The organism is Acinetobacter sp. SH024 (assembly GCF_000163635.1).
GTDB classification, from domain to species: domain Bacteria; phylum Pseudomonadota; class Gammaproteobacteria; order Pseudomonadales; family Moraxellaceae; genus Acinetobacter; species Acinetobacter pittii.
On the sequence record NZ_GG753603.1, the window covers coordinates 445429 to 472110 of the forward strand.

General features: G+C 38.2%; 24 protein-coding genes, 4 tRNA genes and 1 pseudogene. 17 read left to right on the forward strand and 12 right to left on the reverse strand.

Features of this window, described 5'->3' with window-relative positions; genetic code table 11:
- Positions 1–58 precede the first annotated feature (58 nt).
- On the reverse strand, positions 59–2476 hold the full coding sequence (gene rnr, locus HMPREF0013_RS20950) for a ribonuclease R (protein WP_025464190.1): 2418 nt from the start codon (positions 2474–2476) through the stop codon (positions 59–61).
- Positions 2477–2737: 261 nt separating this feature from the next.
- Between rnr and HMPREF0013_RS20955 the strand changes: the two genes are divergently transcribed.
- The 4 genes from HMPREF0013_RS20955 (at position 2738) to HMPREF0013_RS20970 (ending at position 3730) form a co-directional block, all read left to right on the forward strand.
- Positions 2738–2828 (forward strand) — tRNA-Ser (locus HMPREF0013_RS20955).
- A 10-nt stretch (positions 2829–2838) separates the two neighbouring features.
- Positions 2839–2915, forward strand: a tRNA-Arg gene (locus HMPREF0013_RS20960).
- A gap of 39 nt (positions 2916–2954) precedes the next feature.
- Positions 2955–3031: transfer RNA gene (locus HMPREF0013_RS20965), tRNA-Arg, on the forward strand.
- Between the two features lie 105 nt (positions 3032–3136).
- Positions 3137–3730, forward strand: coding sequence for an HAD-IB family hydrolase (locus HMPREF0013_RS20970; RefSeq protein ID WP_005804624.1), 594 nt, complete (start codon positions 3137–3139; stop codon positions 3728–3730).
- Positions 3731–3794: 64 nt separating this feature from the next.
- On the opposite strand, the gene HMPREF0013_RS20975 is transcribed toward HMPREF0013_RS20970, so the two are convergent.
- Positions 3795–6026 carry a beta strand repeat-containing protein gene (locus HMPREF0013_RS20975; protein ID WP_005804625.1) on the reverse strand — a complete coding sequence of 744 codons (2232 nt, stop codon included), beginning with the start codon at positions 6024–6026 and terminating at the stop codon, positions 3795–3797.
- Between the two features lie 372 nt (positions 6027–6398).
- On the opposite strand from HMPREF0013_RS20975, the gene HMPREF0013_RS25020 reads away from it, so the two are divergent.
- Positions 6399–6518 carry a hypothetical protein gene (locus HMPREF0013_RS25020; protein ID WP_225247865.1) on the forward strand — a complete coding sequence of 40 codons (120 nt, stop codon included), beginning with the start codon at positions 6399–6401 and terminating at the stop codon, positions 6516–6518.
- Between the two features lie 88 nt (positions 6519–6606).
- Positions 6607–6683, forward strand: a tRNA-Arg gene (locus tag HMPREF0013_RS20980).
- A gap of 115 nt (positions 6684–6798) precedes the next feature.
- On the opposite strand, the gene HMPREF0013_RS20985 is transcribed toward HMPREF0013_RS20980, so the two are convergent.
- Positions 6799–7491 carry a nitroreductase family protein gene (locus HMPREF0013_RS20985; protein WP_005804626.1) on the reverse strand — a complete coding sequence of 231 codons (693 nt, stop codon included), beginning with the start codon at positions 7489–7491 and terminating at the stop codon, positions 6799–6801.
- Positions 7492–7714: 223 nt separating this feature from the next.
- Here HMPREF0013_RS20985 and HMPREF0013_RS20990 point away from each other — a divergent pair, with 223 nt between their 5' ends.
- Together HMPREF0013_RS20990 and HMPREF0013_RS20995 are read left to right on the forward strand one after the other, a co-directional pair.
- Entirely contained in the window at positions 7715–8212 is a 498-nt protein-coding gene (locus HMPREF0013_RS20990) for a YcxB family protein (RefSeq protein ID WP_005804627.1), read from the forward strand.
- Between the two features lie 39 nt (positions 8213–8251).
- Positions 8252–8893, forward strand: coding sequence for a fumarylacetoacetate hydrolase family protein (locus HMPREF0013_RS20995; RefSeq protein ID WP_005804628.1), 642 nt, complete (start codon positions 8252–8254; stop codon positions 8891–8893).
- Positions 8894–8996: 103 nt separating this feature from the next.
- On the opposite strand, the gene HMPREF0013_RS21000 is transcribed toward HMPREF0013_RS20995, so the two are convergent.
- Complete coding sequence (locus tag HMPREF0013_RS21000) at positions 8997–10244, reverse strand: YihY family inner membrane protein (protein WP_002119535.1); 1248 nt, start codon at positions 10242–10244, stop codon at positions 8997–8999.
- 361 nt (positions 10245–10605) lie between these two features.
- Here HMPREF0013_RS21000 and wrbA point away from each other — a divergent pair, with 361 nt between their 5' ends.
- Positions 10606–11208: an NAD(P)H:quinone oxidoreductase gene (gene wrbA, locus HMPREF0013_RS21005; RefSeq protein WP_081313625.1), complete on the forward strand. Its 603-nt coding sequence runs from the start codon at positions 10606–10608 to the stop codon at positions 11206–11208.
- Between the two features lie 52 nt (positions 11209–11260).
- Here wrbA and HMPREF0013_RS21010 read toward each other — a convergent pair whose 3' ends face one another.
- The 3 genes from HMPREF0013_RS21010 to HMPREF0013_RS21020 all read right to left on the reverse strand — a co-directional run bounded on the left by HMPREF0013_RS21010 (position 11261) and on the right by HMPREF0013_RS21020 (position 13452).
- A complete protein-coding gene (locus HMPREF0013_RS21010) occupies positions 11261–11836 on the reverse strand; it encodes a xanthine phosphoribosyltransferase (RefSeq protein ID WP_002119547.1) in 576 nt (191 codons plus the stop codon).
- Between the two features lie 72 nt (positions 11837–11908).
- Positions 11909–12622, reverse strand: a complete 714-nt coding sequence (locus HMPREF0013_RS21015; RefSeq protein ID WP_002119525.1) for a DUF3108 domain-containing protein — start codon at positions 12620–12622, stop codon at positions 11909–11911.
- Between the two features lie 158 nt (positions 12623–12780).
- Positions 12781–13452: a hypothetical protein gene (locus HMPREF0013_RS21020; RefSeq protein WP_017386970.1), complete on the reverse strand. Its 672-nt coding sequence runs from the start codon at positions 13450–13452 to the stop codon at positions 12781–12783.
- Between the two features lie 232 nt (positions 13453–13684).
- Here HMPREF0013_RS21020 and HMPREF0013_RS21025 point away from each other — a divergent pair, with 232 nt between their 5' ends.
- Positions 13685–14569 (forward strand): energy transducer TonB, encoded by an 885-nt coding sequence (locus HMPREF0013_RS21025; RefSeq protein ID WP_005804631.1) that lies wholly within the window; start codon positions 13685–13687, stop codon positions 14567–14569.
- Between the two features lie 51 nt (positions 14570–14620).
- Here the strand turns inward: HMPREF0013_RS21025 and ybeY are convergent, their stop codons facing one another.
- Genes ybeY through miaB form a run of 3 tightly spaced genes read right to left on the reverse strand, consistent with a single transcriptional unit; the run spans position 14621 to position 17684 of the window.
- On the reverse strand, positions 14621–15097 hold the full coding sequence (ybeY, locus tag HMPREF0013_RS21030) for an rRNA maturation RNase YbeY (protein ID WP_005804632.1): 477 nt from the start codon (positions 15095–15097) through the stop codon (positions 14621–14623).
- Positions 15098–15106: 9 nt separating this feature from the next.
- Positions 15107–16195: a PhoH family protein gene (locus tag HMPREF0013_RS21035; RefSeq protein ID WP_002119513.1), complete on the reverse strand. Its 1089-nt coding sequence runs from the start codon at positions 16193–16195 to the stop codon at positions 15107–15109.
- Between the two features lie 37 nt (positions 16196–16232).
- Positions 16233–17684, reverse strand: a complete 1452-nt coding sequence (gene miaB / locus HMPREF0013_RS21040; protein WP_002119558.1) for a tRNA (N6-isopentenyl adenosine(37)-C2)-methylthiotransferase MiaB — start codon at positions 17682–17684, stop codon at positions 16233–16235.
- A 285-nt stretch (positions 17685–17969) separates the two neighbouring features.
- On the opposite strand from miaB, the gene HMPREF0013_RS21045 reads away from it, so the two are divergent.
- The 4 genes from HMPREF0013_RS21045 (at position 17970) to HMPREF0013_RS21060 (ending at position 22248) form a co-directional block, all read left to right on the forward strand.
- Positions 17970–19913, forward strand: coding sequence for a lytic transglycosylase domain-containing protein (locus HMPREF0013_RS21045; protein WP_005804633.1), 1944 nt, complete (start codon positions 17970–17972; stop codon positions 19911–19913).
- A gap of 57 nt (positions 19914–19970) precedes the next feature.
- Positions 19971–20633: a ribonuclease T2 family protein gene (locus HMPREF0013_RS21050; protein WP_005804634.1), complete on the forward strand. Its 663-nt coding sequence runs from the start codon at positions 19971–19973 to the stop codon at positions 20631–20633.
- Between the two features lie 211 nt (positions 20634–20844).
- Complete coding sequence (locus tag HMPREF0013_RS21055) at positions 20845–21831, forward strand: malate dehydrogenase (RefSeq protein ID WP_002119517.1); 987 nt, start codon at positions 20845–20847, stop codon at positions 21829–21831.
- Positions 21832–22002: 171 nt separating this feature from the next.
- The gene (locus HMPREF0013_RS21060; RefSeq protein ID WP_002119522.1) at positions 22003–22248 is read left to right on the forward strand and encodes a DUF2789 family protein; all 246 of its coding nucleotides are present in this window, start codon (positions 22003–22005) and stop codon (positions 22246–22248) included.
- Positions 22249–22310: 62 nt separating this feature from the next.
- Here HMPREF0013_RS21060 and HMPREF0013_RS21065 read toward each other — a convergent pair whose 3' ends face one another.
- Positions 22311–22838, reverse strand: coding sequence for a hypothetical protein (locus HMPREF0013_RS21065; RefSeq protein ID WP_005804635.1), 528 nt, complete (start codon positions 22836–22838; stop codon positions 22311–22313).
- Between the two features lie 67 nt (positions 22839–22905).
- Positions 22906–23511, reverse strand: a complete 606-nt coding sequence (locus HMPREF0013_RS21070; protein ID WP_005804636.1) for a 2OG-Fe(II) oxygenase — start codon at positions 23509–23511, stop codon at positions 22906–22908.
- A gap of 117 nt (positions 23512–23628) precedes the next feature.
- On the opposite strand from HMPREF0013_RS21070, the gene HMPREF0013_RS21075 reads away from it, so the two are divergent.
- The 3 genes and pseudogenes from HMPREF0013_RS21075 to HMPREF0013_RS21085 all read left to right on the forward strand — a co-directional run bounded on the left by HMPREF0013_RS21075 (position 23629) and on the right by HMPREF0013_RS21085 (position 26465).
- Positions 23629–24486, forward strand: a complete 858-nt coding sequence (locus HMPREF0013_RS21075) for a 23S rRNA (adenine(2030)-N(6))-methyltransferase RlmJ (protein WP_002119552.1) — start codon at positions 23629–23631, stop codon at positions 24484–24486.
- A 41-nt stretch (positions 24487–24527) separates the two neighbouring features.
- Entirely contained in the window at positions 24528–25361 is an 834-nt protein-coding gene (gene pssA, locus HMPREF0013_RS21080) for a CDP-diacylglycerol--serine O-phosphatidyltransferase (protein ID WP_002119541.1), read from the forward strand.
- Between the two features lie 17 nt (positions 25362–25378).
- Positions 25379–26465: pseudogene (locus HMPREF0013_RS21085) on the forward strand (DUF6670 family protein).
- Positions 26466–26682 lie beyond the last annotated feature (217 nt).

Consider the following 26682-nt stretch of genomic DNA (forward strand, 5'->3'; position numbering starts at 1 on the left):
AAAAGAAATAAGCCTCCTATTGGAGACTTATTTTTGAAACGTGATAATTATTTACTCACTATTCAGCCTTTGATTTTGCATTCGACTTTTTCTTTTTAGGCTTAGATTTTTTCTTCACCTTTTCTGATTTAGTCTCGGCTTTTGCTGAGGTTTTTTTACCAGATTTTTTGGTGTAAGAACTTGGCTTACTTTTTTCTTTCTTTTTGTGAACAGGTCGCTCACCATCACTACTGACAGTTGGTTTACTGAAAACTTCTTCAGTCGCCTGCGTAGTAGTTTTAGTCGTACGCGGCGCACGGCTACGAACTACTCGGCCTGCATGGGTAACTTGCTTAATGAGCTGGAAGTCAATTTTACGTTCTTCCAGATTGACACCAGCGACCTGAATTTTAACTTCATCGCCCAAACCAAAGACTTGTCCACGATTTTGACCTACTAGATTTTGGCTCGCTTGGTCATAAATAAAGAAGTCATCGCCGAGTTGGCTAATATGAATCATGCCATCGACATATAGATCTTTCAGTGTCACGAATAAACCGAATTCGGTCACCGCACTTACAATACCAATGAATTCATCACCTAGATGCTGCTGCATGTAGTGACATTTCAACCAAGTTGTTACGCTACGAGAAGCTTCATCAGCACGGCGCTCTGTTTGAGAGAAATGTTCACCTGCATCATCTAGTGCAGCACCAGAGAGTGGATAAGGCTTTTGTTTGAGATGTGCTTTAATGGCACGGTGTAATAATAAATCTGGGTAACGACGAATTGGCGAAGTGAAATGTGTATAAGCTTCATAGGCCAAACCATAGTGCCCAGCATTTTTTGCGCCATAATAAGCTTGCATCATTGAGCGTAATAAGACGGCATGAATACTAGGAGCATCAATACGATCTTTAGTTGCTTCAATTACTCTTTGATAGTCTGCTTGAGTTGGTTGGTCAGGGAAGGGTAGACCCAGTAATTTAACAAAGTCTTTTACTTTCTGAATACGTGAAAACTCTGGAGCTTCATGCACGCGATACAACATTGGAACATCATGTTCTAATGCATATTCAGCCGCAGCAACGTTAGCAAGTAACATGCACTCTTCAATAAGTTTATGTGCTTCATTACGTGTACGTGGCAAAATTTCTTTAATCCCGCCTAGCTCATCAAAAGTCATGTAAGTTTCAATGGTTTCAAATTCCATTGCATGACGATCAGCACGTAAATTTTTCAAAATCTGATAAAGCTGGAAAAGCGTATTTAAAGATTTATGAACATCACGATCTTTTGGAATCGCATCTGTTGCGCCGTCAAAATATTGTGCTACTTGTGTATAGGTCAAACGCGCTTTTGAATGCATCACTGATGGATAAAAATCGTAACCAGTTACACGGCCTGTACGAGAGAGTTTCAAGTCACAGACCATACATAAACGGTCTACATGAGGGTTTAGAGAGCATAAGCCATTTGACAATGCCTCTGGTAGCATCGGTAATACGAAATGCGGGAAGTATACCGAAGTACCACGTTCCTCAGCTTCTTCATTGAGGGCTGAGTCTAAGCGTACATAATGGCTGACATCGGCAATTGCGACTACAACGCGGTAACCACCACCCGGACGTTTTTCTGCATAAACTGCATCATCAAAATCTCGAGCATCTTCACCATCGATCGTAACTAATGCTAAATCTCGTAAATCAATGCGGCCTTCACGGTCTTGAGCAGATGGTTCTTTAAAGCTTTCAGCTTCTTTTAGAACTTCATCTGGAAATTCGTAAGGTAAGCCAAACTCAAGAATAGTCTGCGGAATAATAATTTCTGTATCAGCTTTGTCGGCCATAGATTGAATAATATGCGCCGTCGCAAATTCTTCACGAGTCGGATAACTGTCTATTGCGACACGTAGCATATCGCCAACATTTGCTTCAGCATGTGTTACCAGTTCTTTTTCTAAAGGAATAGGCTGGTGCTGATTTGGATTGTTGGGCTGAATAAAATATTCGCCATCGTGAACCGACAATTTACCAATTAATTGTTTAACACGATGTTGTAAAACTTCTGTGATAAATCCCCAAGGTTTGCCTTTACGATCAACTGAAGTCTGTCGCACTCTAACTCGGTCACCGTTAAAGACTAAACGTAATTCACGTTCAGGAAGTAAAAGGTCACTTTGACCATCAATATGCGCTGTGCCTAAACCTTTACTATTGATATAAACAGTTGCTTCATAGGTCGGTTGATCTGCCACCAACTGAAATTTAAACCCGTCTTTCATGATTTGACCGTCACGAACCATAGCACTTAAGCGGTGACTGAGTGCTTCAATACTTTTTTGGTCATGAATATTAAAATGATCGACAAGTTCTGCATGAGATTGCGGTGTCTGCAATTGTTCCAATGTATCTAAAATAAGAGTACGGCTTGGAATAGGATTGTCATAACGTTCAGCTTCAGCTTTCGCTTCGGGGTCAGCCCAGTTTTTTGTCATGTCGTTTGGTTTCACGCTTGGCAGATAAGTTTAGCATAAGTCATGCAGACCCGAACTGCACGTTTAGGTTTGCAATAATGTGTTATGCACTACAGTATTTTGATGAAGAAATAATATCTATCTTAACAAGCGTTTGATCGAAAAAGACGAAAATAATGAGAAAATTGCTTAAAAAATAATTCATTGAACTAAAAAACAAGAAAATTTCACTATGATGACTTGAACAATAGGGTTTTAGTTTGTATTATGGCGGCTCGTTCCGGTGAGGTGGATGAGTGGCTGAAATCACTTCCCTGCTAAGGAAGCATACCTATTACTGGTATCGAGGGTTCGAATCCCTCTCTCACCGCCATTTACTTAATGCGCTCATAGCTCAGCTGGATAGAGCACTTGGCTACGAACTAAGGGGTCGGGAGTTCGAATCTCTCTGAGCGCACCAAGTAAAATAGAACGAATCGCTGAAAGGCACACAAGTTACGCGCTCATAGCTCAGCTGGATAGAGCACTTGGCTACGAACTAAGGGGTCGGGAGTTCGAATCTCTCTGAGCGCACCAACTTGAAGAATTAACCGCTTTTATAGCGGTTTTTTTGTGCCTATTTTTTAGTACTTTAAAAAATCTAAATTTATAACTTTTTAATTATATTAGAGATAATCATAAATGAACTTAGCTTTATTTGACTTTGACGGCACGATCACTCACAGCGATACATTCAGCCTATTCCTTAAATTTTCTTTAAATAAAAAAACTCAAATACTAGGTGGTATTCGACTTGCACCTTATATAGCGGGTTATAAGCTTGGATGGGTAACCGATAAAACTATTCGAACTAAACTCTGTCAGGTGGGATACGTGGGCTATGATGCGGCTTCCCTAAAATATATGGGGGAAGAGTTTGCTAAAAATATCCTTCCTACCTGTGTGCGTCAAAATGCTTTGGAACGTATTCTTTGGCATAAAAAACAAGGTGATCGGATTGTTGTTGTATCTGCATCATTAGGTGTTTATTTAGAAAGCTGGTGCCAATCTTTAGATTTAGAAGTTATATGTAATCAACTTGAAATACGTGATGGTATTTTGACAGGTGATTTTATTAATGGTGATTGTGGTTATTTAGAAAAAGTAAATAGAATAAAAAACAAATATGATTTAACTCAGTATTCTACAATTTATGCTTATGGTGATACACCTAATGATTATGCAATGTTAGAGCTAGCGCATAAGAAATATTATAGATGGGAAGAAGTGAATTAATATTTAAAGATATATTAATAAATAAAGCCACTTGTAATAAGTGGCTTTATTTTAATGACTTATATTAAACAGTATTGAAAGAGTTTTCTAAGAAGTTATCGGTAAGTAATGATGTAGGTACGATAGTATGCGTTGTATTAGTTACGCTTGATACTGTCGACGTTACTCCACCGAGTAAGCTACCACCAGTTAATCCACCTAGTAAATTAGAAATAACATCTAATCCGCCTTCACCAGTCACACCGCCCGTTAAGCTACCCACGATATCTGTTACGATGCCGATAGGGTTGTCTGTACCGCCAGTAACGCCACCAGTTAAGCCGCCTAGAAGGTCGGTCACTAAGCCAAGAGGACTATCACCATCTACGCTACCAGTTAAACCGCCAAGTAAATCAGTGACTAAGCCTAGTGAGCTATCTCCACCAGTAACTCCACCAATAGTTCCTGTCAATCCACCAATGATTTCTGTTACTAAGCCAGTAGCAGTTGTGCCATTTGTAATCAGCGTATCGAGAATACCGGTAGCAGATTCAGTAGCACCTTGAATGTCTCCACCCACTAGATCAGAAATGACTTCAAGCGTGCCATTTACTGTGTCACGAGAAGTTTCGAAAGTTAATGTGCCGAGGTCTGCAAGTTCAGAAACAGGATGTTCTGCTTGTGGAAGAATGCTGATAATTGTATCTGCAACTGTATCAATGCCAGTGTTGATAATTTCAGTTTTTAAGCTTTCTACGCCCTGAAGGATATCAATACCGCCTTGAACAACATCAATCACTGGAGAGATTGGAGAGGTTCCATCACCGATACCACCAGTTACACCGCCAATAATGTCAGTAATTACTTCAAGTGGGTTACCGTCAACACCACCAGTTACACCGCCAATAATGTCAGTAATTACTTCAAGTGGGTTGCCATCAACACCACCAGTTACGCCACCGATGATGTCAGTAATTACTTCAAGCGGGTTACCGTCAACACCACCAGTTACACCGCCGATAATGTCAGTCACGACTTCAAGAGGATTACCACTAACACCGCCAGTTACACCACCAATAATGTCGGTTACCACGCCAAGTGGGCTATCACCACTTGTTGCACCGCCGATAATGTTATTAATAATTCCGGTAGCAGTTGACCCATTTGTAATCAGCGTATCGAGAATACCGGTAGCAGATTCAGTAGCACCTTGAATATCACCACCGACTAAATCAGAAACAACTTCAAGTGCACCGTTTACTGTGTCACGAGAAGTTTCGAAAGTTAAAGTGCCAAGATCTGCTAGGTCTGAAACAGGATATTCAGTTTGTGGAAGAATACCAATAATAGTATCAGCAACAGTGTCGATACCAGTATTGATGATCTCAGTTTTTAGGCTCTCTACACCTTGTAGAATATCAATACCGCCTTGAACGACATCAATCACTGGAGCGATTGGAGATGTGCCATCACCGATACCGCCAGTTACGCCGCCGATAATATCGGTAATTACTTCAAGCGGGTTGCCATCAACACCACCAGTTACACCACCGATAATATCAGTAATTACTTCAAGCGGGTTACCGTCAACGCCACCAGTTACGCCACCGATGATGTCAGTAATTACTTCAAGCGGGTTGCCATCAACGCCACCAGTTACACCACCAACGACGTCTGTAATGCTTCCGACAACGTCAGTAACAATACCTGTAGCAGTTGTACCATTAGTGATTAATGTTTCAACGACACCAGTAGCAGACTCAGTTGCGCCTTGAATGTCTCCTCCCACTAGATCAGAAATGACTTCAAGCGTGCCATTTACTGTGTCACGAGAAGTTTCGAAAGTTAAAGTGCCAAGATCAGCAATTTCAGAAACAGGGTGTTCAGTTTGAGGAAGGACACCAATGATAGTATCAGCAACAGTGTCGATACCTGTATTGATGATTTCAGTTTTTAGGCTTTCAACACCCTGAAGAATGTCGATGCCACCTTGAACAACGTCAATCACTGGAGCAATTGGAGAAGTTCCAAGATCAATACCGCCAGTTACTCCGCCAATAATATTAGTTACTGTGTCTACAGGACTTGTAGAACCGATACTGCCAGTAACAGTACCAACCGCATCAGAAACAAGGCCTGTTGTGGTTGCTGTAAGAGTATTTGTTACTGTAGATAAAGTATCTGAAAGTAAACCAGAAGTTGATATCTGGCCTTCAACAGAAGAGCTACCAGTTACAGTAGTGTTCACCGATACAATATTACCCAAATCTTGAGTAATTTTTGATATCGAAGATACGAGGTTTGTTAGTAAGAACATGTTGGTCTATTTCCTATATAATTTTGTATTTTTAAGTAAGTATTATTTATTGCGCTTTATAATTAATGAGATGTGTATCTCAATAATTGCGATTTAGTATTGGTTAGATCTCAAAAGCTGTCAATGTGTATTTTTAGTCACATTTTTTGTTATTAAATAATATTTAAAGAAATAATAATTTATTTAATTTAGACATAAAAATAATAATAATTTTTATATTATATAATTTTAACTAATCATTTTTTTAATCATATTTTCACTTATTTGAAGCATTATCTTAGTTAAATTTCAAACAGTCTTATAATAGTTAGGTTCAACCAGAAATATATTATTTATATAATGTTGACTAAAACAGTAGCCTTTATCTTCTAGATAGATGGCAAAAAGCTTCAAAAATTCTATAAAACTTATTTGAAAAAAAATATTTCAGATACATCTTTGGTGAGCAAAGTTTCAATAATTTTAGCTACAAAGCTATGTAAACTAGAGTGATGGCTAAGAACTAGACGTTTGATGACAGAAAGATGAAAAAAGGCTTCCTAAGACTTAAAAAATGCGTATAATGCGCAACATCAAGTACGCGCTCATAGCTCAGCTGGATAGAGCACTTGGCTACGAACTAAGGGGTCGGGAGTTCGAATCTCTCTGAGCGCACCACTTGAAGAATTAACCGCTATATATAGCGGTTTTTTTGTACCTATTTTTTATTATTTCGATTTAAAAGCTAGTGCTCATGGCAACCAGCTCTTAAATGATTTGTAGTTGAAAAAAATTAGCCAAATGTTTTAAAACGGCTTTCGTCTTCAATAAAAGCTTTTTCACCTGCTTCGCCTTCAATTGAACCAAATACTAATTGGGCTCTTAGTTTCCATTGAGCAGGAATATCAAAAGCAGTATTAATTTTCTCATCGATAATTGGATTGTAATGTTGTAAAGAAGCTCCAATACCTTGTTCAGCCAATACATTCCATACTGCAAATTGTGCAATTGCTGTTGAGTGTTCAGACCAGACTGGAAAATTATCAGCATACAATTCAAATTGTTCTTGTAGACCTTTAATCACATCTTGATCTTCAAAAAATAAAACTGTACCAGCACCCGCTGCAAAACTTTGAATTTTTTGTTCAGTTCCCGCTAGTGCTTCGGCAGGAACAATCGTTTTTAATACATCTAAAACAATATTCCAGAAATTTTGATGAGACTCATTAAATAAAATTACAACGCGAGATGACTGAGAGTTAAATGCTGAGGGGCTATGTTTGACCGCTTCTTGAATTAATCCTTCAATCTCCGAAGGAGTATGTTGTAAGTTTTTCCCGATCGAATAGATAGAACGACGTTTTTTAATTAATTCTGAAAAGCTTGGCTGATTGAAAAGAGAGGACTCTTGAGTGGCTTGAGTAACCACATCTTTTGAGACTGTTGCTTTTTGATTTAAGCCAAATAATTTTGCAAAGAAAGACATGAGACATTCCACTAAGAAGGTAATGCTCTTATTGTAGAAATTTTAAAAACTGAAATAAGCTCAAAAAATATGAATCTACGTTCTATATATGCAACGTAGTTGATCTTCGAATCTCATAATAAGCTCTACTTTTAAACAAAATAAAAAATAGCCTTTGATTCATTTTAAAGCTGAAATGAATATGCTCTAATAGTTTCGATTTATTGAGTATTGATGCAGTGCAATGACTGAGCAAAAAACAGCTTTATCTTTACGTTACTATTTGAATTTAGAAGAGTCACAAGATGGATTTTCATTAGTGACATTTGGGAAAAAGCAATTTACCCGTTTTCTTACACCTGCAATTAGTATCGCAATTATTATTTGGGGATTTTATTTAGGTCTCTCTGGGGTTGGACGATATTATGTCGGGTTAGGCGTATTTTTTCTGGTGATGCAAGGCCTGATGCGTTACTGGCTTTTACCTATGTTATTTAAGCGTCAATTTGTTCGTTACCAATTTGGAAAGAGTGAGCAGGGAATCGACTTATATCAAGATTACTTTGAGCTTTATGCCAATGGTCGTAAGCAGGTGATGCAATATACGGATGTGCAAACTTTTGCTAAAGGTAAATTGACCTACATGCTTGAGCTAAAGAATAAAACTGTAATTATTGTACCAAAGCGTGCATTTGCACAGGTTTCAGATCAAACCATATTTGAAAATACATTTAAGAAATAAATTATTGGAATTATTAGCCGCAATAACAAAGGAAGCCTCATGAATACACGTCCTTCAAAAATCGTTTGCGTGGGCAGAAGTTACGCCGATCATGTCAAAGAATTAAATAATGCTATGCCTGACAGCCCTATATTATTTATTAAACCACCGAGTAGTTTGATTGGTTTAAATGACGGTATTTCTTGGAATCCAGCGTGGGGCAGTTGCCATTTTGAGTGTGAGTTAGTGTTACGTATTGATCAACCTTTGAAAGGTGAAACTGACCCTGGAAAAGCTTTAAAAGCGATTGGGGCAGTAACTTTAGGTCTTGATTTAACAATGCGTGACTTACAGAATGATCTGAAAAGTAAAGGCCACCCATGGGAGCGAGCTAAAGCTTTTGATGGTGCTTGTGTTTTGGCAGATTGGGTTGATACAAAAGAAATTACCAATTGGCAAGAGACCAAATTCACTTTCCATATTAATGATGAATTGCGTCAAGATGGTAATACTGCACTGTTAATGTTTACTATTGGTGAACTTTTAACTGATATTAATCAGGTTTTTTCACTAGAACCAGGTGATGTGATTATGACAGGTTCACCTGCTGGGGTTGGACCATTACATGCAGGCGATCAGTTGAAAATGACATTAAAAGGTGCAACGCAAGATTTTGCATGGGAAACTTTTGTAAAAGCATAACCCATTCCTAAAATTGCCAATTTTTAACCCTATTATTTTTTTAATAATAGGGTTTTTTATTGGGTAGGAAAGAGTGCCTATACTGTTAAATAGTTTTACTTTCTTATTTCTCTTCAAAAATTGTTGAGAGCGGAATAGAAAGTTTTGCTGCTAAATAATCATTAGATTCGACCAAGGCAGGTCCTATTTTTTCCATCCATTCATCGTCATCGTGTACATTTAGAACATCTTCACGTAATGGCAGAGGGTATGGAAGAGCAGTGAAAAAGCTCCAGAAGTCAACTTGGGATAAATTGCGCGCAAGAACATATTCATCTTTATCGGTACGTTTAACCAAATTTTGCTCTTCAAGCAAAAGTACATAAGCTGGCCAGCGGCCAATCTCTCCACGACCTAAAATTTCTAAAGCTTCTTTGTCACTTACACTTTCACCGAGTTTCTGTTTTTTATAAAACAGCTCGAGAATATCTAATAGCATTAAAACAGGATGACGTTTCTGCTCTTTACCCGAGTGAAAAGCAGTTAGAGCAAAACTTACTTCTACACCAAGTAAAATAATGTTCCATGAAAGAAAGATCCATAGAAGGAAAATTGGCACTGCTGCAAATGCACCATAAATAATTTCATAACTAGTGAAATTTGACATCACAAAGCTAAAGAAATTTTTGAGTATTTCGAACAGTACCGCACTTAAACAAGCCGCTATTCCTGCTGCATAAACTGGGACTGTACGATTGGGAATGGTCCAATATAAAATGAAGAAACCCAAAATAGTGAGTACAAAAGAAATTAGCCAGAGTAGAAATGCGCCATCAAGTTGATAACCTGTGAAGTTATTGCTTAATAAGTTCATCGATGCAACTGTTGATGAAATAACAAATGCACTACCTAAAATAATCGGACCTAAAGAGATGATTGTCCAATAGCGCATAAAGCCCATAATACCACTACGAGTTTCTTTTACACGCCAAATACGGTTAAAGACGGTTTCAATTGAGGTCAGCATTAAGACAGTAGTAACGAATAAAAAAAGCACACCAATAACGGTTAAGTTGCTAGATTTTTCTGTAAAAGCATTTAGCGCTTTATCAAATGCGATCGTGCTCTTTGGTAAAAAGTTACTATAGATTAAATGTTGCAGCTGTTGTCTTGCGGGTTCTAACGCTTTGATTGAAGAAATAATTACTAGAAAAACTGTTAACATCGGCACAACTGCGAATAGCGTTGTATAGGTGAGAGAGCCAGCTTGTTCACGGCACCGATCAGCTTCAAAACGCTTAAATACATATAAAACGAACTGAAACCAGGTTTTATTATAAAAAGGAAGCTTACTTAAAAAACGTTGTAACATGCGTCGTCTATCCCGATTTTTTTAATCATCATGTTGGGCGATTGATAGCTTATCAAAGTATGAGCTTAAGAACTCAAATCGTAGATTAAAGCAAAATAATAACTTATAGAATTAAAGTCGTTCTGTAAGTTTACTATGTGCTATAGAAAGAATTGTAGCCATAAACTTTTTTCAACAAAGTAGGCTTTCTGTTGTCTAAGCAAGGGTTTACCAAAAGTAGATAAACTTTTTACTCGATGAGTCCGAGAAATTTGCTCGTGTTATCTTTTGTACTGCACCATCAATCACCTCTAGAATTTCATAAAATTGGTTGCGCCAAAAAAATAAAAAATCCCGTATAGTGTTCTTTTTAACAAAATTTATGAAACCGATGCAACCTTACATTCTTGTACTCTATTACAGCAAATATGGTTCTACTAAAGAAATGGCTCATTTAATTGCCAACGGTGTTGAGTCTGCGGGTATGTCAGTGAAAATTCGGACAGTACCAAATATTGCTCCAGCTGTCACAATAGCCGAGCCAAGCATTCCGGAAGAAGGTGATATCTATTGTACGTTAGATGATCTAACGAATTGTTCAGGTTTAGCGTTAGGTTCTCCAACTCGCTTTGGCAATATGGCAAGTGAAATGAAATATTTTTGGGATCAAACAACCAGTCTTTGGCTCAATGGGGCATTACATAATAAACCCGCTTGCGTTTTCACTTCTTCTGGTTCAATGCATGGTGGGCAGGAAAGTACTTTGCTGACTATGCTGCCGCCGTTATTTCATCATGGCATGATGATTTTGGGATTACCTAATGCAATTCCAGCCTTATCTAATACTAAAACAGGTGGAACACCTTATGGCGCAAGCCATGTAAGTGGACCGCGTCATGACCAGAACTTAAGTCAGGACGAAAAGATTTTGTGTGAAGCTCAAGGAAAACGTTTAGGAGAGATTGCTAAAAAGCTTTTAGATTAACTTTGAGCAAATAAAAAAGAGCGGATATCCGCTCTTTTTTTAGATGTACATCTTATTCTTTTACAAAAGTTACTTTGCCATCTGTAAGAGAGTGAACACGTGCTAATGATTCAACGCGGTAGCCTTTTTCAAGCAATAAATCACGACCTGGCTGGAATGATTTTTCAATCACAATACCCACACCTACAACTTCTGCATTTGCTTGGTGAATTAAATCAATCAGGCCTAATGCTGCTTGACCATTTGCCAAGAAGTCATCAATAACTAATGCTTTATCAGTTGAATGAAGATGTTTATTTGAAATCGCAATCGTGCTTTCAGTTTGTTTAGTAAAACTAAATACTTTAGAGCGATATAAGTCATCTTTTAAAGTCAATGACTGATATTTGCGAGCAAAAATTACAGGTACACCAAGTTCTAAACCTGCCATGATTGCAGGTGCAATACCTGATGCTTCAATGGTAATAATCTTGGTAATCCCTGCATCTTTAAAGCGAGCGGCAAATTCTTTACCAATCTGCTGCATTAATACAGGATCAATTTGGTGGTTTAAGAAAGCGTCGACTTTCAAGACTTGATCAGATAGAACGATACCTTCTGTTAAGATTTTCTGTTCTAGTGCGTGCACGGGAGAATCCTCTAGACGGATGCTTTTTAAAGCAAATGCGTATTTTAAAAAGCATCCAAAAAAATGCAAGCTTTAATTCGTCTTACCTGTATAACTTGTTAATAACAATCCATAAGAAGTTTTACCATCAATATGACTTACTTTAACTGGTAAATAATCTAATTTCGGCGCTAACCAAAAGATTGTACTGCGTTCAGGTTTGTTGTGTTGTAAAACCACTTTAATGGTATCGAATGTTCCATAAGAGGTTTTAATTTTCTCATTACCTTGTTTTACAAATCGACGATTTTCAACCTCTTTTGCATCTGCAAGTGGATAAGACGACTTCAGTGAACCATTTTTTAAGTCTTCACGCAGTTGTAACTCTGCGTTTAACTCATCAAGAACGCCTGCCTGCCAAGCAAATGAACGAGCTTTATCATCTTTCTTGGTAGAGATAGTTTTGCTATTTGGATTAAAGTTAATACTCATGGTGTTGTTATGAATCAAAATTTTGCTGGTACGGCTAAAACTTTGAGACCCAATTTTACCATTGGTGAAACTAAATTTACTTGTTTCACTTGCGGACGCAATTCCGCCTGCTTTTGCAGTGAATTTATAAGTCCAGTTATTACCTTGCTGGCTTAAGGCACGTGTAGCCGACCCCATGCCTTTATTATTGTAAGTAAACTGATAATTCGCCTGAAATGGACTCATGGCAAGTGCATGGCTTGAGAAGCCTGCAAAAAGCAAAGTTGTTGAAATACCTGTTGCGATGCCAAATGATTTCAGAAATTTTGTTGCCATAAGTAAATATCCTTGTACAGACTAAAAAGTCAGTGCTGATGCATCTGTAACTTCAACATATTATGCCTGTTGATCATGGAGAAAAAATCAGGATTTATGCTAAATGTGTAATCTATTTGTGTTTTTTGGCAGTTAATTAATCTTCATTTATAAACCGTTTATTCATCTTTTTGCTGAATTGGCGTTATTTCAGAATCCGCGAATTCTTCTTCAAAATCGTCGTCCTGATCACGAGAAAGTAAGGCTGCTAAATTCACATTTCCAAATACAACTAACTCAGCTTCACGAACTCGTGCGTAATTTATATGTACTTTGCCTAATGTTTCGATGATGCTAGCTTTTTTGCCAAACCAACGGTTGAGATCAAGAAATATAAGTTCATCGCGTTCTTCTGCTACATTAAAACGTTCAAGAATCATCCCCAAAGGGTCTTTTTTCAAAATTTTATGGTAATAAAAAATTGCGGCTTTTACGGCGATCTTTTGCCAAAAGTTTTTATATTTCGCTTCAATAATTTGTGTATTACTAATTTGTTCAAAAACTAAAAGTTGCTGTTCTTTATTAAATTCCATCTGGATCAATTTTAAATCAACCGATAGTGTGGTTTCTAAACCTTTTACATGCATAGTTGCATATAATCTTAACCAGTCATGATAAAGATCTGCATGCAGGTCATCTAAAAACTCAACATTATTGGTGACATAACGTTGCAAAGTAGCATTCAGAAAGGTTTGCGATAATGTAAAATCTCTTTCTTCCTCAATGAATGCTTCTGCTTTTTTATAAACTTTTTGAAGGCGTCTGACTAATGAGGAAAATAGCGTTTGCATAAAAGAACTTCCAGAAGATAATTTACTAAAGAGCCCACACAATCTTTATTATGATAAAAAACGGGTTTTGATATTGCAGTGTAGCAAATTTACTTGATACATTTTGACAAAATGAAAATGGATAAAACCCTATATTTGAAGTGAATCACACTTTTATCCATATTTGAATATTAGTTTGTATTTTATTCGGTATTAAACCGTGGGGAAAAGGCATTTATATGCTTTTAAGATTATGTTGAACAAAAGAAGTTTATCCATAGAGCCTTTTCATCATTGGTGGCAAGACCGAGTCTTTATTGCTGCAACAATATTGGCAATCTTACTGCATATTTTTGTGTTGCTCATTCACTTTGCCATGCCTAGCCCATCAGAGCAATCTACTAAAGAAATTGCAATTTCAATTCGGCCAAGCAATGAGCCAGTTCATCAGGCAGATTTTTTGGCACAAGCAGATCAGCAAGGCTCGGGCGCATTTCGTGAAGCTCATCGGACTTCTAGTGATACTCCAAATCCGATGCTCAATGATGCTTCAACTGGAGATACTGAGTTAGAAAGTTTGCAAAAGATTCATCAACAAAGAGAGCTTAAATTTGAAGAAAAAGTTTTAATGACGGTTTTGAGTTGGCAGAAACAAGCGGATGCAAGCCAAAGAAAAAAAGAACTAGAACAACTACAAAGTCAATTTCAAGCAAAAGCTGCCATGGTTGCAAGCCTTGAAGCACAATATTTGCAACGCCAACAAGATTTCAGCCGTCAGCAAAAAATTAAAACAGTAGATGGTATTCAAGCAAAGAAAGATGCTTCAGCTATTTATTTAGATAAATTTCGTGAAAAAGTAGAGCTTTACGGTAATCGCTATTACCCTGAAGAAGCCAAACAGCAACAGCTAAGAGGTGAAGTGCGTTTAATGGTTATTTTGAATGCTCAAGGGGGAATTCGTGCAATCCGTCTGCTTGAAAGTTCAGGGCATTCAATACTAGACGAAGCAGCGAAGTCTTCAGTACGCCGCGGCGCACCATTTGGGCATTTTGATGCCAATATGAAAGATATTTCGGAGTTGCGTATTGTACGTACTTGGCGTTTTGACCCAGCTGAAGCTGAATTTGAGGTTCACTAATTAAAAAATGTGGATAACTTTTAGGATATCCACATTTTACTAATGATCACATTATTCCTGATAAGGGTTAGCAATATTGATTTTTGCTAAAATTTCAATTTCTAAGCCTTCCATCTCTTCTGCATCTTCATCACTAGTTTCATGGTCATAGCCAAGCAAATGTAAAACACCATGTACTAATAGATGTGCAAAATGATTTTGGGCAGTTTTTTTCTGTTCTAATGCTTCTTGTAATACCACTGGAATACAAATAACTAAATCACCTAGTGGTAAGGCATCTAGCATTGGTAGAACTTCTTCTGGAATATCACTTGGGAAAGATAAAACATTAGTTGGTTTATCTTTTTCTCGGTATTGCAAATTGAGTTGCTGGCTTTCATCCAGATCAACGCAAGCAACTCCAATTTCACAATCTTCTTTATAACCAACGTGGTGTAAAGTTGTCTCAATAATTTTTTTGAGTTGAGCTCGTTTGAGCTCTAACTCAGGTGATTGAAAGTCTTGTTGTAAACTTAAACTGATTTTCAAAATGAATCCTTAAGCATCCTGATGTTGCAAGTCTGCTGCTGTATCGTTTTCAGCAACTAATGCTTCTTGACGTGCTTTACGTTCAGCACGTGCTTCAGCATTAAGACGCTGTTGTTCACCATCCCAACCTTCATACGCTTCAACAATTTTTTGGACAAGTTGATGACGTACAACGTCACGGGAATGGAAACGGGTAATATGAATTTCTTTAATGTTCTCGAGTACACGTAGTGCATGTGCCAAACCAGATTGTTGGCCTCGAGGTAAATCTACTTGGGTAATATCACCTGTAATCACTGCACGAGAACCAAAACCTAAACGGGTCAAGAACATTTTCATTTGTTCAGGTGTTGTGTTTTGAGCTTCATCCAAAATTACAAATGAATGGTTAAGTGTGCGACCACGCATATAGGCAAGAGGTGCAACTTCAATCACTTGACGCTCGATTAACTTGGCAACTTTTTCAAAGCCAAGCATTTCGTAAAGAGCGTCGTAAAGAGGGCGTAGGTATGGGTCGATTTTCTGAGTTAAATCACCCGGTAAGAAACCTAGCTTTTCTCCAGCTTCTACAGCAGGACGTACAAGTAAAATACGCTGAATTTCGTTACGTTCGAGCATATCTACTGCGGCGGCAACTGCTAAATAGGTTTTACCTGTACCCGCAGGGCCAACACCAAAAGAAATATCGCTTTGCAAAATACGCTGTACGTAGCGTTTTTGATTAGCACCACGTGGGTTAATACGACCTTTTCTAGTTTGGAAATAGACATCCATTGGTGCATCATGTTCATCCATTTCTTCTCCAACTAACTCGAAATTACGTTCAGTTTGAGAAGACTGAATTAACAGATGCAACAGATCCGCACTGATTTGTTGGGATACCTCAGACTCTTCGTAGAGTCGTTGCAATAATGCTTCGGCTCTCCCAACAGCATCTATCTCACCATCGATATGAAAAACATCTCCACGATGAGTAATTTTGACATCTAAACGCTGTTCAATTTGCTTAAGGTGCCCATTATAGGCACCCAAGATGCTCTTTAAACGTTCCATTGAAATTTCAGGAAATGTTACGGTACGTCGAATCGCTGCAGTCAAGAGAAAACCTTTCAGTAGACTTTAGAATACCTCTACATTACGCCACGTCAGGCTCAAGATTCAAGAGCTCACCGTAAACTAAATTTAAAGTTTTAATTTCAGTAATCTCGATCTCTGCAAAACGACCTACCCAAGAAGCATCACCTACAAAAGTGACTAGACGTGTATTATCGGCTGTACCTAGTAAAATATTAGGGTCTTGGTCCGAAACTTTTTCAATAAGAACACGTTCAATTTTGCCAAGCATTGCATCAGTTTTTTCAATGCTAGACTGTTTAATCACTTTCTGAACTTGAGCTAAACGCTCTTTCTTAACGTGCTCAGGCGTAGTATCAGGTAAGTCTGATGCAGGTGTACCCGGACGTTTTGAATAAACAAAGCTATATGAGTGATCAAAATCTAAGTCTTTGATAAATTGAAGTGTTTCGGCGAAGTTTTCATCAGTTTCACCAGGGAAACCAATAATAAAGTCACTCGATAAGTGCATATCAGGACGTATTTTTCTTAATTTGGCAATCTTGTCGATATAAACATCAATCGTATGATTTCGTTTCATTGCCTGTAAAACATCATTAGATCCACTTTGAACAGGCAAGTGTAAATGCGACACCATTTGAGGTAAATCTTCATAACACTGAATTAGCTCGTCAGAGAACTCAAGTGGGTGCGATGTTGTATAACGTAAACGTCCAATACCTGGAATTTCTGCAACGAGTCGTAACAATTCAGGGAAGGTACAGATACCACCTTCAAAGGTTTCTCCGCGATATCCATTTACATTCTGACCCAGAAGTGAAATTTCACGGACACCTTTTTCCGCAAGACCTGCAATTTCTGCAAGTACATCATCTAATGGACGAGAAACTTCTTCACCGCGTGTGTAGGGAACTACACAGAAAGAACAGTATTTAGAGCAGCCTTCCATAATAGAAACGAATGCTTTAAAGCCTTCTACACGTGGTTCGGGCAAGAAGTCGAATTTTTCAATATCTGGGAAAGAAATATCAACCAGTTTGATTTTATCTTTTTTAGGTTTTTCTACTTGAGCATTATGTTGATCAAGCATTTGCGGTAAACGGTGTAATGTTTGTGGACCAAAAATCATGTCTACATAAGGCGCACGTTTTTGAATATTGTCACCCTCTTGAGATGCAACACATCCACCGACACCAATCACAAGATCAGGATTTTTGTCTTTTAGTTTGCGCCAACGACCTAATTCACTAAATACTTTTTCCTGCGCTTTTTCACGAATAGAACACGTATTCATGAGCAGAATGTCTGCTTCATTAGGGTTGGTCGTCAAAACGTAACCGTGAGAATCCCCTAAAAGGTCTGCCATACGGTGACTGTCATACTCATTCATCTGACACCCTTGAGTTTCAATATAAAGTTTTTTTATTGAAACATCAGTGGTGTGCGTTGGCTGGGTAACAGTGTTTTCTGAGGCAGCTTTGGCACCATTGGGAATGAAGGTTTGAACCGTCATGCAGGCTCCTAACAGATCGATCTAAAAAAATAAATTGGCCCAAAATGGGTCAAACCGTCTATTATAGCAGTATTTGAGCTGAACCGATAACAGTAAACTTTCAGAATATGACGCGGTTTTTGTGAAGTAAATTAGGTGAATTTTAATGATGTTGAATCATAGAGTTACATAACACAACAAAAGAAAGCACGAAGAATAATTAAACTATGCGTTGAAGGTGAATAGTCAGGGTTTAGCACATATATGAGACCAAGTAGAAAGAGCTCATCAATACGTAGTCGTGTAATGAAAAATAAATATATGCATCGTAGCTGGTTAGGAGCTATGTGTTTACTTGGTTGTTCATTTACCTATGCTGCTGAAGAGCAGTTTAATGATGCACTAAATGCTGCAAATAGCGGTAATACTGCGTTATTAGACCAATATCAGCTTGCAATGCAAAATGATGTATTGGGATATTATCCAGAGTATTGGAAACTCAATACCAACCTTGGCTTTCAACCTACTGCCTCTATCGTAAGCTTTGCTCAACGCTATCCACAATCAGCAATGGCTGAAAAATTAGCAGCCGATTATGTTGAAGAAAAAGTTAAACAAGCTGACTTTGCATCTGCACAACCTGTCTTATCTTATGTTACCAATCCTGACCAAGCCGAAAATTGTGCTTTAGCACAAGTGCGGGCGAAAAGCGGTGATGCATTAGTTTTTGCTGAATATAAAGATGTTTGGTTAGCAACTGAATCACAACCGGAATCTTGCTTAGGTTTAGGGCGTATGATGTTATCTAGTCCTTTAATGAGCGCACAAGATAAACAACAGCGTCTATGGGTACAATTGCGTGCAGGTTTGTCGGGACAGGCACTCGCGACAGCACAGACTTTGGGCTTGAATCTTTCTTTGGCCCAGCTTAACCAAATTCAGGCCAACCCACTTAACTACTTATGGAGTGCGCCTAAGACAAATGATGCAGATTATGCTTATTTAATTTTTGCTTTAGGGCGTTTAGCTAATAATGATTTGAGTAATGCTTTTTCAAATGTACAGCGTGTTGCCCAAGGTACGCCACAAAATGTTCAAAAATATTTATATCGTACGGTAGCCTATATTGGTGGCACCACGGTAATGAAAAATAATTTTAATCGTGAAGTTCTTCAATACTTTGATGCAAGTTATGGTTATCCATTAAGTCCGGAAGAAGCTGAAATTTATGCGCGTCAGGCGATTCGTTTTGGGGCGTGGGAAAGTTTAATTCGCGCTATCGATAGTATGACGGTAACCCAAAAACAAGAAGACCGTTGGCAATATTGGCTTGCTCGTGCGTCAGAGCAGCGTGGTGATAGTGCTTCTAAAGCAACAGCACAACAAATTTATAGAAAACTGGCTCAGGCGGGTGATGACTATCATAACCTTTTAGCAAAAGATCGCTTAGGTGAGCGTTATAACCACCAACCTTATGATGATCAGCCGACAGCAAGTGATTTAAGACGTTTAGATCAGAATATTCACTTTAATCGTGCTTTTACTTTAAGACGTATTAATGCAAATCCAACTTATACGAATCGAGAGTGGAATTGGGCAGTTCGTCAAGCGTATCTTCAGCATGATGACGGTTTACTTTTAGCTGCGGCAAAGCGTGCTCATGACATGGGGTGGTATGACCGTGCAATTTATGCAGCAGATCGTACAAAAAATAAGCACAATGATGCTTATCGCTATGTGACTCCTCATAAGACTAATGTCGTAAGTCATAGTTACAATGCAGGAATTGATCCTGCATGGGCTTATGGTTTAATGCGTCAAGAAAGTCGGTTTGTAACTTCTGCGCGTTCTCACGTTGGGGCGGGTGGTCTTATGCAAATTATGCCTGATACAGCGAAGTTGATTGCACGTCAAATGGGTGAAACTTATAATCCGGCTGCATTAAATGAAATGAATACCAATATTCGATATGGAACATTTTATTTGTCGATGATTCAGGGACAATTAAGCAATAACCCTGTTTTGGCGACAGCAGGTTATAATGCGGGGCCTAATCGGGCTAGACGTTGGCAACCGGACTATCAATCAATTTCGGCTGACCAATATACTGAGACAATTCCATTGTTAGAAACCAGAGACTACGTCAAGCACGTTATGACGAATGCAACACATTATGGCGTAATATTGGGTCAAGGGGCCCAGTCGTTATCGCAGCGTATGAAAGTCATTCCAATGCGTACGTCGCCTTAACTTTAAGGTGGTTGATGATGGATCTTCTTTTAATTGGCATATTCAAGTTTTAATTAAATGAAATATAGATATTTGGAACTTCGTTCAATTTTGCAACTTGCATGGTGGCTCATCTGTGCGGGAGTAGGGTTGATGAGTTCCGTTTTACATGCCGAACCTGTTAATTTACAGGGGTATGTTATGCATGTGCAAATGACACCTGCCGCATGTGCATTAGATCCCTCTAAACAAAAACAACGTAAATGTCTTGAAGGATATTCACTGACAATTACAGGTCTCATGCCAGAAACAAACCAAAGTAATTGCTCAACAGACAGTTCTGCAACCTTGTCTCCATTGCAAGCTAAAGTCGTGGCTCGGGTTATGCCTGATAATAATGCTCGTGTACAGCTATGGAAAAGTGTAGGCGGATGCGTTCCTATGAATGCAAGCCAATATTTCCGTACGGTTATTAATTTTGCTGAACGTTTAAAAATTCCGGCTAGTCTCACAAGTTCAACAAATGTTGAAATGCAGCAATCCGCGTTAAGACAGCAGTTTGTACGTCTTAATCCGAGCTTACCTCAAAATGGTATCCGTTTTAGTTGTCAATTATCACGTTCGGATGTGGTCTTAACGGAAGTGAAAGTTTGTTACACGGTAAAGGGCCAATATAAACAGTGTGCAAATCATGTGGTATCGAATTGCCCTGGTGAAATCATGATTAAAGGTAGTTATTAAAGATTACGAACATTTCGTAAGGAAATGCTCACCATACATCGAATCTATTTGTAAAGATTAATTTGTATTTTCTATCAGACTTTTGGTGAAAACGAGTCGCTTTTACATGCATCTGCCAAATCTTTAGAGTACAATCTTTGCCGTTTATGATGATTTGGTTAGATGGAATTCCTATTTAGCCCGATTAAGGACACTCATTGGAGACAATTACATGAAGCAACCCGTTCGTGTTGCCGTGACTGGCGCTGCAGGTCAAATTGGTTACAGCTTATTATTCCGTATCGCAAGCGGTGAAATGCTAGGTAAAGATCAACCTGTTATTTTACAATTGCTTGAAGTTCCAGTTGAAAAAGCACAACAAGCGCTTAAAGGCGTAATGATGGAACTTGATGACTGTGCTTTCCCTTTATTGGCTGGCATGATCGGGACTGATGATCCGAAAGTTGCATTTAAAGATGCTGACTACGCATTATTGGTAGGTTCTCGTCCACGTGGTCCTGGTATGGAACGTGCTGACTTGTTAAAAGTTAACGGTGAAATTTTCATCGGCCAAGGTCAAGCATTAAACGAAGTTGCTAGCCGTAACGTTAAAGTATTAGTTGTAGGTAACCCTGCAAACACTAACGCTTACATCGCAATGAAATCTGCTCCAGATCTTCCAGCGAAAAACTTCACAGCTATGTTGCGTCTTGACCACAACCGTGCGTTGACTCAAGTTGCTCAAAAAGCTGGTGTTGCAGTTGCTGATATCGAAAACTTAACAGTTTGGGGTAACCACTCTCCAACAATGTATGCTGACTACCGTTTTGCAACTGCAAATGGCGAAAGCTTAAAAGACAAAATCAACGATCCAGCTTGGAACAAAGACGTATTCCTTCCAACTGTTGGTAAACGTGGTGCTGCGATCATCGAAGCGCGTGGTTTGTCTTCGGCTGCTTCTGCTGCTAACGCTGCAATTGACCATATGCGTGACTGGGCGCTTGGTACAAACGGCAAATGGGTAACTATGGGTATTCCATCTGATGGTTCTTATGGTATTCCTGAAGGCGTTATGTTCGGTTTCCCTGTTACAACTGAAAACGGTGAATACAAAATCGTTCAAGGTTTAGAAATCGATGAATTCAGCCGTGAGCGTATCAACTTCACTCTAAACGAGCTTGAAGAAGAACGTGCAGCAATTGCTGACATGGTAAAATAATTCATCAGCTTGATGAGTTAAAAAGCACTCTTTTAGAGTGCTTTTTTATTAAATACTGAAAAAGCAAACACAAAAAGCAACAAGAAAATATATACACTATCATGCAAGTAAAAACGTTTTATTGTTAGATTAGTTAATAGATGATTTAAAAGAAGTTATAGGAGAATAACAATGTTTGAACAGCAACCGACTTTAGAGCTTTTATTTGATCAGTTGGGTTTAGATTCTGATGAAGCAAGTATTGAAAACTTTATCAAAACACATCAATTGCCAGCCGAGCAAAAATTACATGAAGCGTCTTTTTGGTCAAAAGGCCAAAGCGATTTTTTGAAGAGTCATTGGGAAAAAGATGATGAATGGATTGTGGTTATTGATGAGCTTAATGAACAACTGCATGAAGACAGTGTGAAAAAATAATTTCAAAAAATAAAGCCTGTTTTACAAGTAATATGTAAAACAGGCTTTATTACATGAAGAGTTTAATGTGTCTTTACTTTTAATTTATCTTTATACCATGGCTCATGACGTACAAGGTCAAATACGGGTTGGCCATGAAGCAATTCAAGATCACATGTAGACGTTGATAAATATTTAGTTAACCAATGTCGGGTTAATGCTGACTCTTGTCGTGCTGCTGACGCATATGCCAGAAAGAAATAGATATCTGCATGTTCATGATGTGCTAATGGCTTCAAAATTTGTTGAGTAATCAGCGCAAAACGTTTTTCTTTATTGAGTTCAAAATAAAGCATATAGGCTTTGGCTAAGTGTAGAGACAAATTAAGGTATAAGCTCAATGGCATTTCTTCATATTCCATACGAGCTTGTTCAAGCAAGACAATAGCTTCTTGTAAGAAATGAAGTTGTTCTTGGCGAACACGACTTAATACTACAAGTTGCATGCGTAACTCGGCACGCTCTAAAGCAAGCTCAGGCGTATTTTCAGTCAAATAAAGTTGGTCTGTTTCACCAATTCGGCTCACAATTGTTTTACTTTCAATAGACATACGCCATCACCTTTTTTAATCAATAGCTCTTATATCGGGTTCATTTACCAAATTTAAAGAGTAACCTTTAGACCCAAATGGAATTTCCACTACGAAGCCAAGCTGTAATAGAGAGTCTTTGCTGTTTTGAAGTTAATACTTCATGTAGTAAATCACTTTGAAATATTACCAGTCGATTGGGTTCGGGATTAACAATATGCCATTTCTCGTTTTTATCTTGTAGTCGCAATTGCCCACCCCAATCCTCTTGCCATTCTGGATGTAGATAATAGACAGTTGAGATAATACGATCATTTTTTTGTTGAGGATTGTCTCGGTGTAAAGCATAAAATTCACCCAAATTATAACGAGCAAAATGAGCTTCAACCTCTTTAATCCCTAAGTAGAATGCTTGATTTAGACTTTGTGAAAATAAAGTTAAGGTTTCAATATGTTGCTGAGCAATAGGGAGCTGATCATTAATCCAGAGAATATGGTCGCTACGAATATTGCTTACAACGCCGTTTTGAATGCCTGCTTCTCTAAATTCATCCATATGATGGCTACATTCTTGAGAAACCTGTGCGCGATATTGATCTGGATATGCTTGATTTATAATGGCAAAGCCATGCGCATTTAAATCATCTAAAATTTGATCCAAATTCCATGAATCAGGAAGTGAGTGAGAACGCATATAACCTCGAGTAGATCGTAAAAATATCAAGCAGCTCTATTTTAGATGATCACAACCTTACGAAAGAATATTTTTTTCATGTTAAACTATTTGTTGAATTGAGGAATTAAAGTCAACATGAATTACCGTCACCATTTCCATGCGGGCAACTTTGCAGATGTTATGAAGCATGTGCTTTTGCTACAGCTTCTCAACCGTTTAAATGCTAAAGATAAACCTTATCGTTATATCGATACGCATGGAGGGGCAGGCAAATATGATTTATCTCTGGCACCTGCACAAAAGTCTGGAGAATTTCTCACAGGCATTCATCGTCTAGTTCAACTATCTGAAATGGAAAAGCGTCAGGCACCTGAAGCAATCCAACAATATTTGAAGTTAGTCGAACAATTGCGTTCTGAAGAAGGTAAGGGAAGCTATCCAGGTTCTCCTTGGTTCGCTCTGCAAGGCATGCGTGAAATCGACAAGGCGACTATATTTGAAATGCAGCGCGATGTATTTCAGCAATTACGTCATAACATTCGTGATAAACGTGCAGGTTTACATGAGCGTGATGCATATGAGGGCTTGCTTGGCGTAATTCCGCCAAAAGAAAAGCGCGGTCTGGTTATGATCGACCCTCCTTACGAATTAGAACGTAAAGACTTTCCGCAATTAGTTGAACTTTTACAACAAGCTTATAAAAAATGGCCAACAGGCGTTTTTGCAGTTTGGTATCCAATCAAAGACCGAGCGATGATTGAGCGTTTTGAAAAGAAAATGTTTAAAACGGGCATCCGCCGTCAGTTAGTTTGTGAAATTTGTGTATGGCCAGATGACACACCTGTAGGTCTAAATGGTTGTGGTCTATTAGTGATTAACCCACCTTGGCAGTTCTCTGAACAAGCAGACCAAGCACTACAGTGGTTATTCCCGCATCTTCGCATGCAAGAAACCGGTGGTCATGCTGCTGTTCGCTGGTTGGTAGGTGAGTAACAGTTAACTTAAATCAATGCACATGTTTGGAATAGAAAATAATGACAAATGCGCCTAAACCAGAGCAAGATTTAACTCATAATGAACATTCATTTGATGGGATTACATTTGAAGTGGTTGAAGAAGAAGATAATCCGGAAGGACAAAAAGTGAAGCGCCGAGGTATTTATCTTTGGCCTAACTTAATTACAACCGCTGCTCTGTTGTCCGGTTTCTATTCCATCATTGCAAGTATGAATGGGGATTTTAACCAAGCGATCTATGCCATTTTTATTGCAGCGCTATTAGATGGCTTAGATGGTCGAGTTGCTCGAGCGATTGGTGCACAAAGTGCTTTTGGCGAACAATATGATTCTCTCTCAGACTTGTTAGCTTTTGGTGTGGCTCCAGCAATGCTGATGTATAGCTGGAGTTTGCATGATTTAGGCCGTATTGGTTTAGCTTGTTGTTTTGTTTATACAGCCTGCGCAGCCTTCCGACTAGCGCGTTTTAATGTGCAAATTGGCGTTGTTGATAAGCGTTATTTTATCGGCATTGCAAGTCCACTCGCTGCTATTATCATTATTTCACTCGTCTGGGTTGCTCGCGATTATCCTTTCATTTTTGATTTACGTGATATTGCGATTCAAACTATTAATGCTGTTCTTATGGTAATTGTGGGATTACTCATGATTTCCAATATTAAATATTATTCTTTCAAACAGATGGATCGTAAACGCGTTCCTTTTGTAGTTATGTTGCCAGTAGTACTGATTTTTGCGGCAATCACTTATAATATTCCAATGGGCATTTTGACAGTTTCAATTATCTATGCTCTATCTGGTTTTGTTACGACTTTATTTGCACGCAAGAGTAATGAAACACTAAAAACATAAAATAGAAGAGGTTCAGTATGCCTAAGTTGATAAGTGAAATTAATCAATTACAGCAGCTGGGCCCTAATGCTAAAGAGGGGGTTGTTTATCAACCTTCTCGTGGCTTTTTTAAAATTGTTTATCAAGGCTTGATCCTTCCAAATTTACCAACCCCACTTCGTTATTTTAATTATATTAGTTTAGTGGGACAGCCACGTATTCCTCTGTGTTATAACAGCCACAGCATTACAACTTCAGCTATCGACACTGCAACAGTGCTTGTAAGTAATAGCCAACATAGTGTGGGACATTTAAAAACATATTCTATTCGACGCCAATGCCAGTTTGATTCGACGCTATATCAATTTGATAAAACCGATCTGATTCAATGGCAAATTCCCGTGATTCGCCTTCAGAGATTAGACCCAGAAATGGGGTGTGATCTTACGATTCAGATTCCAGAAAATATATCTAATGCCTCTGCTTTGCAGTGGGGTGTTTCTGACTATTGGTCAACACTATGTGTATGTGAAGGGGAAATTTTTTATAAAGGACAGAAATATCAAATTGAAGGGTTGGGGCGATTTAAACACGCGCGAGCTTTGCACTTGCCGTTCTTATCTTTATGTTTCTATACGTGCCAAATTATTAACTTAAATGAAACTACTCAGCTTACATTCTTACAAATAAGAAATCAGTGGAATATCATCCTATGTTCAAGATTAGATATTCAAGAATTTGGGAAGCCTGTTGAAAGTTTTACAGAAGACGTAAATTTACATATCCACCGAGTTTATCCAAAGGTTAAAACACCGAATGGTAAAGAGATGTACTTGCCTAGGGAGTTTTCTTGGCAATGTGAGAAAAATGGAAAAATAATTTTTGAACTTTATGCACAAAGCCGAGGTGACTATAAGTTTGGTTTGGCGGCTGGATATGTGGGAAGCTTTCAATATCAATTAAGCTGGAATGAACAGTGTTTGCAAGGAGAGGGTGGGTACTGTGAATATATTGATTGTCGCCCACTTAGATGGCAAGAAAAGAATCAAGACGAGAAAATTTTAGATAAATTGATGCTTTTACAACCATGTTTGTATAAAAAATGACTATTTTTATCATTTTTGATTAAAAAGCGAACTGTTGTTGCGCTAATATTAAAAAAGGTATTGCAAAGGGGATGAGATGGTCTATAATGCACATCCATCGGCGGTGATGCAGATGGAAACTTGTTGAAAAACAGTTACTTGTGATTAGATTGGTTGCTTTAAGTGATGAATTTGATGGTAAGTTGGTTTAAGAGATAAGTTTTAAAAATATCGAAATTACCTGTTGACTTTTAAGA

Excerpts from the sequence above, each read along its gene's own strand:
- rnr (WP_025464190.1), bottom strand. The coding sequence starts at position 2,476 with ATGACAAAAAACTGGGCTGACCCCGAAGCGAAAGCTGAAGCTGAACGT.
- HMPREF0013_RS20970 (WP_005804624.1), top strand. The coding sequence starts at position 3,137 with ATGAACTTAGCTTTATTTGACTTTGACGGCACGATCACTCACAGCGAT.
- HMPREF0013_RS20975 (WP_005804625.1), bottom strand. The coding sequence starts at position 6,026 with ATGTTCTTACTAACAAACCTCGTATCTTCGATATCAAAAATTACTCAA.
- HMPREF0013_RS20985 (WP_005804626.1), bottom strand. The coding sequence starts at position 7,491 with ATGTCTTTCTTTGCAAAATTATTTGGCTTAAATCAAAAAGCAACAGTC.
- HMPREF0013_RS20990 (WP_005804627.1), top strand. The coding sequence starts at position 7,715 with ATGACTGAGCAAAAAACAGCTTTATCTTTACGTTACTATTTGAATTTA.
- HMPREF0013_RS20995 (WP_005804628.1), top strand. The coding sequence starts at position 8,252 with ATGAATACACGTCCTTCAAAAATCGTTTGCGTGGGCAGAAGTTACGCC.
- HMPREF0013_RS21000 (WP_002119535.1), bottom strand. The coding sequence starts at position 10,244 with ATGTTACAACGTTTTTTAAGTAAGCTTCCTTTTTATAATAAAACCTGG.
- wrbA (WP_081313625.1), top strand. The coding sequence starts at position 10,606 with ATGAAACCGATGCAACCTTACATTCTTGTACTCTATTACAGCAAATAT.
- HMPREF0013_RS21015 (WP_002119525.1), bottom strand. The coding sequence starts at position 12,622 with ATGGCAACAAAATTTCTGAAATCATTTGGCATCGCAACAGGTATTTCA.
- HMPREF0013_RS21020 (WP_017386970.1), bottom strand. The coding sequence starts at position 13,452 with ATGCAAACGCTATTTTCCTCATTAGTCAGACGCCTTCAAAAAGTTTAT.
- HMPREF0013_RS21025 (WP_005804631.1), top strand. The coding sequence starts at position 13,685 with ATGTTGAACAAAAGAAGTTTATCCATAGAGCCTTTTCATCATTGGTGG.
- miaB (WP_002119558.1), bottom strand. The coding sequence starts at position 17,684 with ATGACGGTTCAAACCTTCATTCCCAATGGTGCCAAAGCTGCCTCAGAA.
- HMPREF0013_RS21045 (WP_005804633.1), top strand. The coding sequence starts at position 17,970 with ATGAAAAATAAATATATGCATCGTAGCTGGTTAGGAGCTATGTGTTTA.
- HMPREF0013_RS21050 (WP_005804634.1), top strand. The coding sequence starts at position 19,971 with ATGAAATATAGATATTTGGAACTTCGTTCAATTTTGCAACTTGCATGG.
- HMPREF0013_RS21055 (WP_002119517.1), top strand. The coding sequence starts at position 20,845 with ATGAAGCAACCCGTTCGTGTTGCCGTGACTGGCGCTGCAGGTCAAATT.
- HMPREF0013_RS21060 (WP_002119522.1), top strand. The coding sequence starts at position 22,003 with ATGTTTGAACAGCAACCGACTTTAGAGCTTTTATTTGATCAGTTGGGT.
- HMPREF0013_RS21065 (WP_005804635.1), bottom strand. The coding sequence starts at position 22,838 with ATGTCTATTGAAAGTAAAACAATTGTGAGCCGAATTGGTGAAACAGAC.
- HMPREF0013_RS21070 (WP_005804636.1), bottom strand. The coding sequence starts at position 23,511 with ATGCGTTCTCACTCACTTCCTGATTCATGGAATTTGGATCAAATTTTA.
- HMPREF0013_RS21075 (WP_002119552.1), top strand. The coding sequence starts at position 23,629 with ATGAATTACCGTCACCATTTCCATGCGGGCAACTTTGCAGATGTTATG.
- pssA (WP_002119541.1), top strand. The coding sequence starts at position 24,528 with ATGACAAATGCGCCTAAACCAGAGCAAGATTTAACTCATAATGAACAT.